The sequence below is a fragment of the Terriglobia bacterium genome, from assembly GCA_020072845.1.
GTDB lineage: Bacteria > Acidobacteriota > Terriglobia > Terriglobales > Acidobacteriaceae > JAIQGF01.
The window spans coordinates 1-15018 of record JAIQGF010000006.1; the positions used below are offsets into that span (position 1 = coordinate 1).

Here is a 15018-nt window from a genome sequence, read left to right on the forward strand (position 1 = left end):
AGGTGCGCGGCGATGGCTTCGCCTTCGCGGTCCGGGTCGGGCGCCAGGTACACGGCGTCCGCCGACTTGGCCAGCTTCTTCAGCCTGGCCAGCACTTTTTCCTTGCCGGGGATGACGACGTAATCGGTGGCAAAATCGTTGGCGATATCGACGCCCAGCGTGCTCTTGGGCAGGTCCTTGACGTGCCCGAGCGAGGCCTCCACCTCGTATCCCTTGCCGAGATACTTGGCGATGGTCTTGGCCTTGGTCGGCGATTCGACAATAACTAAGTTGGACAAAATTACCCCTTGTTAGTTTTCAAGCTAGCACGGAAGTGCAACAACGCGCTATCCGAGATCGGTTTTCGGTTGTCGGTTATCGGTTATCGGTAAGCGCTGCCTTGCCCTAACTTGCTGATGCCGCTCGGACTTTCTGCACTAGTGAAGTCAGCATCTTCTTCACACCCGTGACCTCCGTAGCAACACGTTCGTAATCTGTGGCGGGTATGTACGACAAGTCGCGAGCAAGTAACAAGTGGTACTGCAGTTCGCTGGCAGAGCCGAGTGCAATCTGAAGAAACCGGCTCAATTCGGCTTCTCCTTCCCGTCCGCACCCTTCAGCAATATTCGCTCCAATTGAACTGGCGGAGCGTCGAATCTGGCTGGTAAGACCGTATATCTCCTCACGTGGGAATGATTTCGTTTTGCGGTATAAGTCCAAAGTCATCGAGTGGGCCCTCTGCCAGACATCCAGTTTGGTGAAGTCCTGCATCACGCTTCCTCTTCTTCGAAAACACAAGTCTGGAAAACCGACAACCGAAAACCGATAACCGATAACCAACAACCGATAACCGATAACCGATAACCGATAACCGTTAACCGATAACCCTCTTCAAAACGTCTTGACAAAGTTCTTTCCCGGCATCTGCCGGATCTTGCCCGCCAACTCCAAATCAAAGAGCGCGGCAAAAATCTCCGACGACGACATGACGCCCTCCAGCTTCTCCACGATGTCATCAATCTGCGTGGACTCGTCGGCTTTCAGTACGGCCAGCACTTTGCGTTCGTGCGGCGGCATGGCTTCGGACTGGAACAGGGATGCCGTCGCACCCGGCTCCGTTGCCGAAGGCCGGTCCGCCTCCAGCTTCAGGCGCACGTCGGTCGGCAGGTCTTCCCAGATGTCCTCCCACGTCGCCGTCAATTTCGCGCCCTGCTTGATGAGCGTGTTCGGGCCCCACGAATTGCGGTTAGTGACATTGCCCGGCACGGCAAACAGTTCGCGGTTCTGCTCCAGCGCACAGCGCGCGGTGATGCGCGTCCCGCTGTACTCGCCCGCCTCCACCACCAGCACGCCCACCGACAGGCCGCTGATAATGCGGTTGCGAATCGGAAAATTCTGCGGCGCGGCAAACGAGCCCACCGGAAATTCCGTAACCAGCGCGCCCCCAAGAGCGAGAATCTGGTCGGCGAGCCTGCTGTTTTCGCGGGGATAGTAAACGTCGATGCCGGTGCCGAAGACGGCGGCGGTCTTTGCCTTGGCGGCCAGGGCGCCCCGGTGCGCGGCCGCGTCTACGCCGCGGGCCATGCCACTAATAATGATGATGCCACGGGCCGAAAGGTCGCAGGCAAGCCGCTCGGCCATGCCCAACCCGTACGGCGTCGGGTGCCTGGTACCGACGACTCCAATGGCGGGAATCGAGAGGATGGCCGGATCGCCGCGGACGTACAGCGCCACCGGGGGATCGTAGATCTGCTTCAGCAGCGGCGGATATGCGGGATCGTCGAGCGTCAGGATCTGCGCGCCCACGCTGGCCGCGCGCACCATCTCTTCCTGCGCCAGCTCCGCCGACTTGCCCAACGCGATGGATTGCGCGGCTACCGCTTGCAGCCCGGCGGCTTCCAGTTCCGTGAGAGTGGCGCGGAACACCGCGTTCGCACTGCCGAAATGCTCCACCAGCCGCCGGCATCGGCTCGGCCCCAACGATGGCGTCAGCGCCAGCGCCAGCCAGTGAAGCTGATGAGCGGCGGGAGCGGTGTTCGCGATGGACATGGTGGGTTTCTCAGTTTGTCAGTATTTCAGTTTGTCAGTTACTCTTGGTCATCTTCAAACGACGCGCGACTCTATACGCCACCTCCGCGCACGTCAAGGAAACATGACACCGTGCTTTGTTACAATCGCGGTTTACGATGCGGCCGCTGAAGGTTTCCGCCATCTCGTTCCTCAACACCGCCCCGCTGATGTGGGACTTCAACCACGGCGCCACGCCCGAGCAGCACAGCGACAACAATCTGCCTCCGGAACTTCGTTCTGATTTCACCATCGAGTACACTGTGCCCTCGCATTGTGCCGAGGCGCTCCAGCGCGGCGACGCCGACATCGGCATCATTCCGGCGATCACCTACGCGACCATTCCCGGGCTGGTGATCCTGCCCGACGCCGCCATCGCCGCTAAATCCGCCGTGCGTTCCATCCTGCTGGTGAGCCATAAGCCCATCGAGCAGGTGAACACCATCGCTGCCGACACCTCCTCGCGCAGCTCGGTCGCACTCGCCCGAATTCTCTGCCAGAAACCCTGGGGACGCGAGCGCCAGTTCCGCAATTTCCCGCCCAACCTCGACTCCATGCTGGCGGGCTGCGATGCCGCACTGCTGATCGGCGATCCCGCACTGCGCATCGAGCGCTCGAAGTATTTCGTTTACGACCTCGCCGAGGAATGGCGGCGCTTCACCGGCAAGCCGTTCGTGTTCGCCTTCTGGGCGGTGCGGCTGCAGGCCTTGAGCGAAATCCGCCGCTCGCTCGACGTCGCCGCCGTCTTCCGCAATTCCCGCGATCACGGCATCCAGGCGGCCAACATCGCGCAGATCGCGCGCCGCTGGAGCGCGCGCGTCGGCCTGAGCGAGCCGGAGGTGACGGCCTACCTCACCGACAACATCCACTTCTTTCTCGACGCCGAAAACCTCGAGGGTCTGGAGCTCTTCTTCCGCTACTCGGCCGAGTGCGGCGTCATCGAGGAGGCGCCGTCGCTGCGTTTCCTGGGCATGGCCGCACCCCAGTTCGTCGGCTGAACAACGCGAATGATTCTATGCGACCAGCAGTGACACGTCGGTGCGCAGTCTCCCAATTCCTGCTCTTGATGCTCGTAAGCACCCAAGTGTGGGCCGAAGGTGTGCGCTACAACCTGGTCGCACGGCAGATCATTGAAGACCGAATCAAGCAGTTTGGCGGTGGCGACAAGCAGCGCGAATCGGCGCTCAAATTACTGTTCACCGATGCAGGTTGCGCCGAGCATCTGTCGGAGCAGCCGGTCAAAGGTTCAAAGCTGCCGAATGTCATCTGCGTACTTCCAGGGACTTCCGACCAGACGATCATCGTAGGTGCGCATTTCGACCATGTCGCTGACGGTGACGGTGTCGTGGACAACTGGAGCGGCGCGGCGCTGCTGCCGTCGTTGTACGAGGCGGTCAAAAGTGAGCCGCGGAAGCACACGTATATTTTCATTGGGTTCACCGATGAGGAGAAAGGCGAGATTGGATCGCGGTTTTACGCCAAGCAAATGACTAACCAGCAGGTGGCAGCAACGGACGCGATGGTCAATCTCGATACGCTCGGCCTTGGCCCCACGAAGGTATGGTCCAGCCACTCCGACAAAGCTTTGACCAGTGCCCTGGCATACATGGCACAGAAATTGAACGTGCCGGTCCAGGGGGTCAACGTTGAGCAGGTAGGCTCCGCGGATTCAGAGCAATTCGCGGCTCGCAAGATACCCACCATCACAATCCACTCTCTGACGCAGGAGACTTGGAATGCCCGCATTCTGCATGGGCCGAAGGATAAGCTGTCCGCCATGCGTTTTGACGACTACTATCAGACCTATCAGCTTCTTTCGGCGTATATCGCCTTACTCGATCAGGTACCACGGTCCCGCCCAGAGTCACCGAAGTCCCGTTAAACGCAACCGGCAGACCGATAGACCAAGGGACCGGCCCACCGCTACAATGTCACCGTCGCCTGTGACCGCATGCTGACCCAAGCCCAAGCCCTCGACTGGTTCCGCTCCGACGACCTCATCGGCCTGGGCATCGAAGCCGACGTGCAGCGGCGCAAGCTTCATCCCGACGGCATCGTCAGCTACATCATTGACCGCAATATCAACTACACCAATTTCTGCACCGAGTACTGCACCTTCTGCGCCTTCTACCGACCGTTGAAGGGCAAGTTGGCCGCCGAAGGCTACATCCTCGACTACGACACCATCTACCAGAAAATTGCCGAGACGGTGGAACTGGGCGGCACCGGCGTGCTCATGCAGGGCGGCCTGCATCCCGACTTGAAAATTGACTGGCACGAGAAGATGCTGCGCGGCATCAAGCAGCGTTTCCCGCGTGTCCACCTGCACTGCTATTCGGCATCGGAAATCATCGCCATCGCCGAGTACAGCGGGCTCACCATTCGCGACACCATCATCCGCCTGCGCGATTCCGGCCTGGATTCCATTCCCGGCGGTGGCGCCGAAATTCTGGACGATGAAGTCCGCTACCGCATCGCCCGCCTCAAGTGCCTGACCGAGGACTGGCTCAACGTCCACCGCACCGCCCATCGGCTCGGCATGCGCACCACCGCCACCATGATGTTCGGCGTCGGCGAAACCATCGAGCACCGCGTCAACCACCTGCAGCGCCTCTACGATCTCCAGGAAGAGACCGGCGGGTTCACCGCGTTCATCCCGTGGAGCTTTCAGCCGCACAACACCGCGCTCGGCGGGCGCGGCTGGGACGAGGCGACCGCGGTCGAATATCTCAAGGTGCTGGCCATCTCGCGCCTCTTCCTTACCAATTTCCTCAACGTGCAATCCAGCTGGGTGACGCAGGGCCTGAAAGTCTGCCAACTCGGCCTGCGCTTCGGCGGCAACGACGTCGGCTCGGTGATGATCGAGGAAAACGTGGTGCGCTCGGCCGGCGTCACCAACTGCACCACCGAGGAAGAACTCCGCCACATGATCCGCGACGCCGGCTTCCGCCCCGTCCAGCGCGACACGCTGTATCGGACGTATTTCCTGAACTAACATATTCATTCGTGAAGAAACGTGAACGCAAACCCGATCTGACCCTTGCGGAAATAGCGGACCTCCGCAAACGCGGCCTGCGCGACGAGGTGAGACGCGAGATTGCGCGTCAAGCGAAGCGCTTCTTCAGTCAACCTGAGACCACGAAGGAGCGAGCTGAACGCATCGCATTCACTGAAGCAGCAAGAAAGGTCTTGGCACGCGACGATGATTAGTTGCGGCTACCGCTAGCTGCGCCGACAGCCTTTCGCCGACAGCCGGCATCTAATTTCGGGTACAATCAATTGCTTGTACCTTGCCCGGGCGGCTTGCCCGTGACTGTCTGCTGTACCGGAGCACCACACTGCAACCAGCCATCGCCATGTTGGCCCTGTTCGCCGCCTCGCGCGGCTTCGGGCAGTACTTTCGTTCGCACTTCCTCGACACCACGTTTCGCGGGCTTTACCAGGCCAACGCCTTCGACATGGCGCTGCTGATTCCGTACTTCATCGTTCTGATCTGGCTGGCGTCCTACGGCCTGCACCGCTACACCCTGGTGTACCTCTACTACAAGAACCGCAAGAACCGCGCCAGCAGCGACAATCCGCCTGGACACTTCGCCGAGTTGCCGCGTGTGACCGTGCAATTACCGATCTTCAACGAGCAGTTCGTGATCGAGCGCCTGCTGGAGTCGGTCTGCAAGCTGCAATACCCGCGCGAGAAGCTGGAAATCCAGGTGCTCGACGATTCCACCGACGAAACCGTGGAGGTCGCGCGCAATGCCGTGGATCGCTGGGCCGCGCTTGGCTATCCGGTCACGTATCACCATCGCACCAACCGCGAGGGCTACAAGGCAGGCGCGCTGCGGGAAGGCATGAAGTGCTCGACCGGCGAGTTCATCGCCATCTTCGACGCCGATTTCGTTCCCCCGGAAGATTTCCTGATGCGCTGCATCCACCAGTTCACCGCGCCCGACGTGGGCATGGTGCAGACGCGCTGGACGCACATCAACCGCAGCTACTCGTTCCTCACCGAGGTCGAGGCCATCCTGCTCGACGGCCACTTCGTGCTGGAGCACGGCGGGCGCTCGCGCAATGGGCTGTTTTTCAACTTCAACGGCACCGCCGGCATGTGGCGGCGCCGCGCCATCGAGGAGGCCGGCGGCTGGCAGCACGACACCCTCACCGAAGACACCGACCTCTCCTACCGCGCGCAGATCAAGGGCTGGCGCTTCGTCTATCTCCAGGATGTGGAATGTCCCGCCGAGCTGCCGGTGGAGATGACCGCCTTCAAGACGCAGCAGGCGCGCTGGGCCAAGGGCCTGATCCAGTGCGCGATCAAAGATCTGCCGATGGTGATGCGCAGCAAAGTTCCGCTGCGGGTGAAGATCGAGGCCTGGTATCACCTGACGGCCAACATCAGCTACCCGCTGATGATCATCCTCTCCACCCTGCTGTTGCCGGCGATGATCATCCGCTTCTACCAGGGCTGGTTCCAGATGCTCTACATTGACCTGCCCTTGTTCATGGCCTCCACGTTCTCGATTTCCAGCTTCTACCTGGTCTCGCAGAAAGAGCTGTTCCCGAAAACCTGGCCGCGCTGCCTGATGTTCCTGCCCTTCCTGATGGCGCAGGGCATCGGCCTGACGCTGACCAACACGAAAGTCGTGCTGGAAGCGCTGATCGGCCACCAGACGGCATTCGCGCGCACTCCCAAGTACCGGGTGGAATCGAAGAAGGACAAGGTCCGCAGCAGCAAGTACCGCAAGCGCCTCGGCCTGGTGCCCTACTTCGAATTGGCCATTGGCTGCTACTTCGCCGCCACCGTCTGGTACGCCGTCACCAACGAGAACTACATCACCGTGCCCTTCCTCTGCCTGTTCGTGCTCGGCTACTGGTACACGGGATTGATGTCGCTGCTGCAGGGCCGCTTCGAGCGCTTCTTCTCCGGCCGCGAACTGCGGGAACCGCAGACCTCGAAACCGTACCCGGTCGGCGTGTAGCTCTCAAACCATTTCGTTCAACCTAATTTCAGTTGGTGTCATCCCGAGCGCAGCGAGGGACCTGCTGTGTGTGTAGCAGAGCCTGCCCTGACCCCGAGCGCAGTCGAGGGGCGAAGGGCGCCCTCGCCTGTGCAGTCCCGCAGGGGGCACGCTGAGCTGGGCTTTCACCCGACACCTCTCTATGCGTAGTATTGGCATTGAGGCGGCGATGAAAGACACCCTGGAAATGCTGAACCGCATGCAAGCGGATAGCATCATCGGGAGCTATGCGATTGGCGGAGCGGTGGGGGCGACGTTTTATATCGCGCCTGCGGCGACGCTGGATGTGGACGTGTTCGTGACACTTCCCCGTTCATCCAGCACGTCGCTGGTAAGCCTTTCTCCGATCTACGAGTACTTGCGTGCGCGCGGCTGCAAAGCTGAGGGCGAACACATCGTGATCGGTGATTGGCCGGTGCAGTTCCTGAGTGCCGGCGGCGCGCTGGAGCGGGAGGCATTGGAGGAGGCGGCCGAATTCGATGTAGAAGGAGTCCCGACGCGGGTGATGACCGCAGAGCATCTGGTGGCGATTGCGCTGAAGACGGGACGGCCGAAAGACTTCAACCGGATTTTGCAGTTCCTCGGACTGGGCACGGTGAACCGAGGTAAGCTGAATCGGATTCTTGAGAAGCACGGACTGCGGCCCAAATGGGAGAAGTTCAGGCAGAGATATCTCGATGAGTAGGGAATTGGAGCGCAAGCTCGCGAAGCTGCCCGTCAGCGAGAAACTCAAATTGCTGGCGAAACTGCGCGATCGGAGTTTGGCGATTGCGGCCAGCCATCGGAAGAAGGCGGAGGAGAAGCGGGGAGGGTAGGGAGCGTAGCGGAGCCCCGCGGGTTACACCGCCTCGTCTGGCGACGAATGCCTACATCGGACGACGAACTCGGCGATCTGCTGCGGTACTTCTATGATACGTATGGTGTGCCGAAAGAAGGCCCGCCAGCGAATCTTAACGTTTCGAAGGTGATGGGCGGATTGTCGGATCTCGCGCCGGAGCTTCGTATCCTCAGCGAAGCCGTGAACGACGAGGCGCTTCGTCGACAGTTCCGAGATTGTCGTACCATTCTGGACGATCTTGCAACCCGGCTCACCAGCGAAGAGTTGTTGCGAGAACTGCTTGGGGTCCCTCTCCCATCCGAACACGCCTTTCAGCAGCTCTCCAGCGGGGTCCTCTGGTTCTCCCTCGCGAGTAGCCTCGATGCGCGCAACGAAGGCCTTCCTACTACACCATTGAACGGGATAATCGACCTTCCGTTGGGGCTCAGAGTGCAGATGGCGGTACACGGCTCGCTCGTACTACGTCTGTATATTGCTCTTGTCTACATGCGAGAAGGAGTGCTCAACGACCTGATCACTGAGGGTGCACGAGCTGGAGGGCCGTGCTCGGGTTGCGTGAAAAAGTTGTTGAATTCTGAATATGTTCGCCGAATCCGAAATGCGCTGTCACACGGCTCCTTCACAGCGTGCATCGCCGGTATCGTATTCCGTGACGACCATGGTGCCGTCGTGGCGACCCCCGGGTTCTTGAGCTGGCTGAGCACGTGGCTGATGTTAATCCAGCTTCAGGCTCTCGCAGCTAGTTCGAGGAAACCTCACATTACGTAATTTCGGCCAACCGTGTGGGGCACCGGCTCGCGCTTAGACGGTGGAGTCCGTGTCGAGTGCGGCAATCCCTGATAGCACCACGGGCTTGTGGTCGGGAAATTCAGCGACGAGAGTGAGCCGGCCTCCCATGGCTTCCACGTAGCTGCGTAGCGTGGAAATCAGAAGGTCACTGCGCTGTTCGAGGCGGGAGACTTGGTCCTGGCCAATCCCGAGAGTCTCCGCGATGCGCTCCTGCGTGAGCTTGTGTGCACGGCGCAGTTCGCGGAGTGACATTTCCTCCGCGAGGAGTTGGGCCGCGCGGTCCTCGATCTTCTTGCGCCGGGCGGGGCTCACTTCCTTAATTTTTTGGTCCAGAGTCTTCATGTTGTTACTTCTCCCCCTTTTGCTTCTGCTTCTCTCCCTTTTCCTTCTTGACGCGGGCCAGATGGGCATCAAAGCGAAAATCGGCCTTTTCGATTAGCTGTCGGTAAAAACGCTTTTCGCTCCCGCCTGACTTGTCTCCACAGACCAGGAGAATCGCGTTTCTGTTCGGGTCGAAGGCGAATGCTACCCTCCAGACCCCGTCGGCGGCATCGAACCTCAATTCCTTCATGTTCGCGTGACGGGAGCCGTTCAGGGTATCAGCACGGGGACGGCCCAGCTGCGGCCCGAACTGCTGCAGCAACCTAGCAAGAGCCAGCATCTCGTCCTGCACGTCTTCCGGCAGGGCGTCAAATTCGGGTTCGAACTCCTGATGAAAGAGGACTTCCCAAGCCACAGGCATATTATGTGTTATAATACATATGCTGTCAAGTACATTATTGCGATGGAAGGGCCGTTACTCCCGACCGTTTGCGTGAATGCCTCCCCTCCAGATGGTTCACCGACACTTGCGCCAGCTTCTCCATGGATATAATCCTCGACCATGAAACGATTCGTAGTCGCCCTGCTGCTGCTCATCGCCACCGCCGCCTTTGCCCTGGAGCGGCACCCGAACCTGGTCTATCGCGCCCGCCGTGAGGCCTTGGCGAAGAAAGCCAATGGCGCGCCCATCGTCGTTTTTGCCACCACCGAGAGCGACCTCACCGAAGCGCTCACCGGCTTCCGCCAGGACGAGGATTTCTGGTACCTCACCGGAGTGAACGAGCCCGGCGCGGCGGTGCTGATCGTGCCCGCGCTCGACGAAGCGGCGGTGAAGACCATGAACGCGCAGTTGCCGCCCGGACGTCCGGCGACGCTGAAGCCGCGCCCCTACTCCGAGGTTCTGCTGCTGCCGCAGCGCAACCGTGCCGCGGAGCGCTGGACCGGGCCGAAGCTTGGGCCCGATGATCCGGAGGCAAAGAGCACCGGCTTTGCCCGCGTCGTGCCGCTGGACGCGCTGCGCGACGAGATCGCCAACGTCATTTCCCCGCTGGGCGGCGTGGTGCTGGTCAACGAAGGAAAGGATTCCAAGCTCGCGCTCGAATGGCTGAAGCACGGCAACCTGTCGGTGTATTCGCGCGACGTGAAGCCGCTGATCGCTTCCCTCCGCGTGGTGAAGGATGCGGGCGAGATCGAATTCATCCGCAAGGCGACCGACGCCTCGGTCGAGGCGCACCTGGCGGCCTGGAAGGCGATCAAGCCCGGCACCGGGGAGCGCCAGATCGCCTCTCTCATGGTGTACGAATTCGAGCGCCGCGGCTGCGAGCGCCCGGCGTACGGCCCCATCGTCGGCTCGGGCTTCCACTCCACCGTGCTGCACTACGACGAGGACTCCGGGCCGATCAAGGACGGCGACGTGATCGTGATGGATGTGGGCGGCGAGTACTCGATGTACGCCACCGACATTACCCGCACCGTGCCGGCCAACGGCCACTTCACGCCGCGCCAGCGCGAGATTTATGACATCGTGCTGGGCGCGCAGCAAGCCGCCATCCGGGCGTTCAAGTCGGGCAAGTCCAAGCTGACCGGGCGCGACCAGAATTCCCTGTTCCTGGTCGCCTACGACTACATCAACTCGCACGGCAAGGACCTGCACGGGCAGCCGCTGGGACAGTACTTCATCCACGGCCTCAGCCACATGGTCGGGCTCAACGTGCATGATCCCGGCGATACCGGCGCGCCGCTGGGACCGGGCATGGTGTTCACCATCGAGCCGGGAATTTATATTCCGGAAGAGAGCCTCGGCGCGCGCATCGAAGACACGTTCCTGGTGGACGCGAATGGAAAGCTCGACTGCCTGAGCTGCAAGCTGCCGAAGACGGCCGAGGAGGTTGAGAAGAGCATGGCGAAGTAGGTTTTCGGTTTGTGGTCTTCGGTTGTCGGTTCGTCAGTTTTTCAGTTTGTCAGTTTGTCAGTGTTGCACGACACCTTGGAAGATTAACCAACTGAAATACTGAAGTACTGAGATACTGAGAAACCGATTGACCGAAACACCGATAGACCGAACGACCAGCCGACCTGTATCCTAAGCACGGTGTTGATCAAGATTCTGTACGTGGTCCTGGTGCTTTCCACGGTGGCGCTGCTGTGGGCGGCCGCGGCGTGTTATGTGCGTGTCCGCCGGCACCTGGCCGCCAAGCATGAGGCGGAGGAACACCGGCCGCGGCAAGCGGCGCGCGGGGGTTGATTTGCGAGTTGTCAGTACGGATTGCGGAGCGGAATGATGGCGAGAGATACAGCGATTGTCCGGGACCAGGTCGCGGCCATGACCGCGGCCCGGCAGGTGGCGATAGTGGTCGGCGCGAGCCTGTTTGTGGCGCTGTGCGCGCGGCTGTCGTTGCCGCTGCCGTTTACGCCCGTGCCCTTGACGCTGGCCAACTTCGGCGTCCTGGTAGTCGGCCTGCTGCTGGGCAGCAAGCGCGGATTCGCGGCGCTCGCCCTTTACCTGGCGCAGGGCGCGGCGGGATTGCCGGTGTTCAGCCCGGCGGGTCCGGGCGGAATCGCGCAATTGCTGGGCCCCACCGGCGGCTACCTGCTGGCGTATCCCCTGGCGGCGTTCATCGCCGGGTGGATCGCGGAGCGCGGCGCGGGCAAGTTCGGACGATTCCTGGTGGCGGCGCTGGCGGCGGAAGTTGTCATTTTCGCCGGCGGTCTGGCGTGGCTGATGGTGTTGACGCACGGCGCCACCCAGGCGATGAGCTTCGGGCTGTATCCGTTTGTCTTTGCCGAAGTCATCAAGATCACGGCCGCGGCGGGAATTGGAACCAAGATCAAGTTGTGAGTTGCGATTTGCGAGTACTGAGTACCGAGTACCGAGTTAAGAAGCGCTAAACGATTGGCACTGCCCGACGACTAACGAGGTCAGCCAACCTCTTCATTCAGATCAGCCATGCCCACATCAGCCTCCACGAAAACGCGCACCATCAGCATCGCGCACAGTCCCGATTCCGACGATGCGTTCATGTTTTACGGCCTGGCGACGAACAAGGTGCGCGTGCCCGGCCTGAAGTTCACGCACACCCTTTGCGACATCGAAACGCTGAACCGCAAGGCGATGGAAGCCGTGTACGACGTGACCGCCATCTCCTTCCACGCCTACCCGTACATCCAGGAGCAGTACGCGCTGATGTCGTGCGGCGGCAGCGTGGGCGACGGGTACGGCCCGATGATCGTCGCCGCCAAGGCGCTCTCGATCGCCGAAGTCAAGACGCGGCGCATCGCCGTGCCGGGAAAATTGACCACCGCCTACCTGGCATTGAAGCTGTTTGCGCCCCAGATCGAGACCGTGGTGGTTCCGTTCGACCAGATCATCCCGCAGGTGCTCCAGGGCAAGCACGACGCCGGCCTCATCATCCACGAAGGCCAGCTTACGTATGCCAAGTCGGGGCTGCACCGCATCCTCGATCTCGGCAAGTGGTGGCGCGACAAGGAAGGCCTGCCGCTGCCGCTGGGCGGAAACGCGATCCGTCGCGAGCTGGGCCGGGAAACGATTGCCGGCATCTCCGGCGCGCTGAAACGCAGCATCCAGTACGCGCTCGACCACCGCGAGCAGGCGCTGAATTATGCCATGCAGTTCGCGCGCGACCTGGATCCGCAGTCGGCGGACAAGTTCGTCGGCATGTACGTCAACGAGCGCACGCTGGATTACGGCGAGGACGGCCGCGCCGCGGTGGCGTTGCTGCTCGACCTGGGCCACAAGGCGGGAGTGATCCCGAACGATCCGAAGGTGGAGTTCGTCTAACTGAATTGCAGAATTGCCGAACTGCGGAATCGGGTAATTGAACAAATTACGGCATTCTCTTTCAATTCCGCAATTCTGCAATTCCGCAGTTCCGCAATCTACTTGGCGGCGCGGACAGCGTTGAGATACTTGTCGATCAAGACGCCGATTTCCACTGCGGCGTCGGGCTCCAGCTCCTGGAACTCAAAGCCGACATCGCCGTTGGGATTGGTATAGCGCTGCACGGCTTGGACCTGGCGGTGGACAGCGTCGTCTTCGCCGACGATGGTGAAAGCCAGAGTTTCGGCGGCGGGAAATCGGCGGTTGGTTTCCAGCAAAAAGCCGCCCCGGCCCAGCATGCGAATCCGCCCGAAGCGGTTGCCCTGCTCATCCTCGAGAAACAGGTTGGCGGTCGCGGGAATGACGATGCGATCGAAGAAGCGCCGCTCTTTTAAGTCCCAAGCCATCATTCCACCCGTTGCGGAAAGGAAAAGTTGGGCGTGATGTCCACCGGGACATCGGCAACCGTGCTGAGCGCGGCCTTCAACTCCGCCGGCAGCGCGCTGTATTTGGCAAACCAGTTTTCAGCGCGGGTGCGGTCGCCGGTGGCCTCGATTTCCAGCAACTCCCGGGCGAGCGCGGCAATGGCAGTCGCGGTGCGCGCGTAATCAATCACGTACTTGCCGCCGGCGTCGCGCTGGATTGCCTTTTGCTCGGTGAGGTAGTTGAACTCCATCATCTCGGCCTTGCCGTGGGCCTCGGCGGTGCCAAAGCGGATGGTGCGGAACAGGCCCGCGAGATAGGAAGAGTAGAACTCCGGCAGGCGTTCCTTGGGGATGGCGCCGTGGTCCACCAGCCACTTGAGGCCGAACATTCCGACCACGTCGGCCTTGGCTTCCTCCAGGCCATTGAAGGCCGGCCCGATGGCCTCGCGTATGTCCACCTGCTTGCCGTTTTTGCGCGCGAAGGCCGGGCCCAGCCCGTGCGACATTTCGTGCAGCAGCGTGCCGGCGAGATAGCCTTCGCCGGAAGCTTGCGCCGCCTGGTCGGCGCGCATGAGTTTTCTCGCGATCGGCAGAATCACCACGTTGACGCGCGCGTCCATGAAATTCTTGAAGAAAATTTTCTTGGTGCCCTTCTCCTGATGAATGCGGGCGTCGTTGGGCAGGTTGTCGGCGACTGCCTGGTAGCCGTGGTTGAGGTCGCCGGCGCGGAAGGGCGTGTCCATGACCTCCATCGGGGTCTGCTGGCCGCGCTTGGAGGGACGATCTTCCGCCGGCAGCGGCAGCGCCTCCTGGATGTCGGGAACGTACTTTTCATAGAGCGCCAGCTTGCGGCTCTCGGTTTCGTTGCGGATCAGAACCGCGGCGCCGTAGCTGGTCTTGATGCCGAGAAGGCCGTCGTCATAGGTTTCATAGGGAGCGTAGATGATGTCGAACTTGGGGGATTTCAGGTCGAGCCAGGCGATGTCGCTCCGGTAGTAGTCGTCGGAGAGAAGGGCGTCGGCGCGAAGGCGAAGGAAATTGGCGAACTGCGGCTCGTCGGAGAGCGCGGCGGCGGCGTTCAGGGCTCCGGCCGCCGGCTCCAGGAAGGAGCGGTAGGCAACGTGGTAAGGCACGCCGTCGAGCTGGTTCCCTTTCCAGCGCACGACGGTGTGCGGGTCGTAGATGGCGGATTTCTTGTCGGGATGTTGCTTGATGAATTGCTCCACCTGCTCGCGCGTCAGGCCATGCGGATAAAAACCGCGGCCGGGATTCATGGGCGGGCAGACGCCGCTGGCCGAGGCTTCCGATTGCGTGCAGACGAAGGACTGATTGTCCTCCAGCAGGTCAAAGCGGCTGGCGTTGATGAACAAATAGCGGCGCAGGTCCTGGTCGCGCTGCTCCTTGCTGCCGGCAAGTTGCTGGTGGAGGGTCAGGGCCTCGGGATCGCTCTGGCGCCAGTAAATCTCCTCGATGTAGCCGCAGGCTTCTACCAGTTTGTCCACCAGTTGGCGCTCGCGCGGGCTGAGACCGTCCGCTTTGAAGGGCATTTCGACGGGCTTGAATTTGGCGACGCGCTGGGCGAGATCGGGAACGACCTTGAGGGCTGTGGCGGTGCTTGGCGGCGACGTTTTACGTTTCGTCTGAGCATCAGTAAGTGGAGTCATGAGGAGGACCAGCAGGGCCAGAAAGAAGCTGACGCCAACGTTTGGCATGCCGCAGATTCTAGCAGTTCATCAGTATCTCATT

Annotated in this window: 19 protein-coding genes; 12 read left to right on the forward strand and 7 right to left on the reverse strand. The window is 61.1% G+C overall.

The annotated features are described in order from the left end of the window. The 3 genes from LAN70_05545 to dprA form a co-directional block, all read right to left on the reverse strand. Positions 1-281 (reverse strand): type I DNA topoisomerase (locus LAN70_05545; protein ID MBZ5510619.1); only part of this gene is annotated, 281 nt, incomplete at its 3' end. A gap of 103 nt (positions 282-384) precedes the next feature. Next, the gene (locus LAN70_05550) at positions 385-750 is read right to left on the reverse strand and encodes a four helix bundle protein (GenBank protein ID MBZ5510620.1); all 366 of its coding nucleotides are present in this window, start codon (positions 748-750) and stop codon (positions 385-387) included. 120 nt (positions 751-870) lie between these two features. Continuing rightward, complete coding sequence (gene dprA, locus LAN70_05555) at positions 871-2028, reverse strand: DNA-processing protein DprA (GenBank protein MBZ5510621.1); 1158 nt, start codon at positions 2026-2028, stop codon at positions 871-873. A 137-nt stretch (positions 2029-2165) separates the two neighbouring features. Between dprA and LAN70_05560 the strand changes: the two genes are divergently transcribed. The 8 genes from LAN70_05560 (at position 2166) to LAN70_05595 (ending at position 8667) form a co-directional block, all read left to right on the forward strand. Then, positions 2166-3044, forward strand: coding sequence for a menaquinone biosynthesis protein (locus tag LAN70_05560; protein MBZ5510622.1), 879 nt, complete (start codon positions 2166-2168; stop codon positions 3042-3044). Positions 3045-3109: 65 nt separating this feature from the next. Further along, the gene (locus LAN70_05565) at positions 3110-3928 is read left to right on the forward strand and encodes a Zn-dependent exopeptidase M28 (protein ID MBZ5510623.1); all 819 of its coding nucleotides are present in this window, start codon (positions 3110-3112) and stop codon (positions 3926-3928) included. 69 nt (positions 3929-3997) lie between these two features. Then, positions 3998-5041: a dehypoxanthine futalosine cyclase gene (gene mqnC, locus LAN70_05570; protein MBZ5510624.1), complete on the forward strand. Its 1044-nt coding sequence runs from the start codon at positions 3998-4000 to the stop codon at positions 5039-5041. A gap of 11 nt (positions 5042-5052) precedes the next feature. Continuing rightward, complete coding sequence (locus LAN70_05575) at positions 5053-5256, forward strand: hypothetical protein (protein ID MBZ5510625.1); 204 nt, start codon at positions 5053-5055, stop codon at positions 5254-5256. A 146-nt stretch (positions 5257-5402) separates the two neighbouring features. Continuing rightward, entirely contained in the window at positions 5403-7022 is a 1620-nt protein-coding gene (locus tag LAN70_05580) for a glycosyltransferase family 2 protein (GenBank protein ID MBZ5510626.1), read from the forward strand. Between the two features lie 208 nt (positions 7023-7230). Beyond that, on the forward strand, positions 7231-7746 hold the full coding sequence (locus LAN70_05585; GenBank protein MBZ5510627.1) for a hypothetical protein: 516 nt from the start codon (positions 7231-7233) through the stop codon (positions 7744-7746). Then, a complete protein-coding gene (locus tag LAN70_05590; protein MBZ5510628.1) occupies positions 7739-7876 on the forward strand; it encodes a hypothetical protein in 138 nt (45 codons plus the stop codon). The genes LAN70_05585 and LAN70_05590 overlap by 8 nt, the downstream gene beginning before the upstream one ends. A gap of 47 nt (positions 7877-7923) precedes the next feature. Further along, positions 7924-8667, forward strand: a complete 744-nt coding sequence (locus LAN70_05595; GenBank protein MBZ5510629.1) for a hypothetical protein — start codon at positions 7924-7926, stop codon at positions 8665-8667. 33 nt (positions 8668-8700) lie between these two features. Here LAN70_05595 and LAN70_05600 read toward each other — a convergent pair whose 3' ends face one another. Beyond that, complete coding sequence (locus LAN70_05600; GenBank protein ID MBZ5510630.1) at positions 8701-9030, reverse strand: helix-turn-helix domain-containing protein; 330 nt, start codon at positions 9028-9030, stop codon at positions 8701-8703. A 4-nt stretch (positions 9031-9034) separates the two neighbouring features. Further along, positions 9035-9424, reverse strand: a complete 390-nt coding sequence (locus tag LAN70_05605) for a type II toxin-antitoxin system RelE/ParE family toxin (GenBank protein ID MBZ5510631.1) — start codon at positions 9422-9424, stop codon at positions 9035-9037. 147 nt (positions 9425-9571) lie between these two features. Here LAN70_05605 and LAN70_05610 point away from each other — a divergent pair, with 147 nt between their 5' ends. From LAN70_05610 to LAN70_05625, 4 genes are all read left to right on the forward strand, one after another. Continuing rightward, the gene (locus LAN70_05610) at positions 9572-10921 is read left to right on the forward strand and encodes an aminopeptidase P N-terminal domain-containing protein (protein MBZ5510632.1); all 1350 of its coding nucleotides are present in this window, start codon (positions 9572-9574) and stop codon (positions 10919-10921) included. Between the two features lie 183 nt (positions 10922-11104). Continuing rightward, entirely contained in the window at positions 11105-11254 is a 150-nt protein-coding gene (locus tag LAN70_05615; protein MBZ5510633.1) for a hypothetical protein, read from the forward strand. Between the two features lie 36 nt (positions 11255-11290). Beyond that, positions 11291-11848: a biotin transporter BioY gene (locus tag LAN70_05620; GenBank protein MBZ5510634.1), complete on the forward strand. Its 558-nt coding sequence runs from the start codon at positions 11291-11293 to the stop codon at positions 11846-11848. Between the two features lie 108 nt (positions 11849-11956). Further along, positions 11957-12808, forward strand: coding sequence for an ABC transporter substrate-binding protein (locus LAN70_05625; GenBank protein MBZ5510635.1), 852 nt, complete (start codon positions 11957-11959; stop codon positions 12806-12808). A 98-nt stretch (positions 12809-12906) separates the two neighbouring features. On the opposite strand, the gene LAN70_05630 is transcribed toward LAN70_05625, so the two are convergent. Then, on the reverse strand, positions 12907-13254 hold the full coding sequence (locus tag LAN70_05630; GenBank protein MBZ5510636.1) for a PilZ domain-containing protein: 348 nt from the start codon (positions 13252-13254) through the stop codon (positions 12907-12909). Next, positions 13254-14984: a Zn-dependent hydrolase gene (locus LAN70_05635; GenBank protein MBZ5510637.1), complete on the reverse strand. Its 1731-nt coding sequence runs from the start codon at positions 14982-14984 to the stop codon at positions 13254-13256. Before LAN70_05635 ends, LAN70_05630 begins: the two co-directional genes overlap by 1 nt. Between the last annotated feature and the right edge of the window lie 34 nt (positions 14985-15018).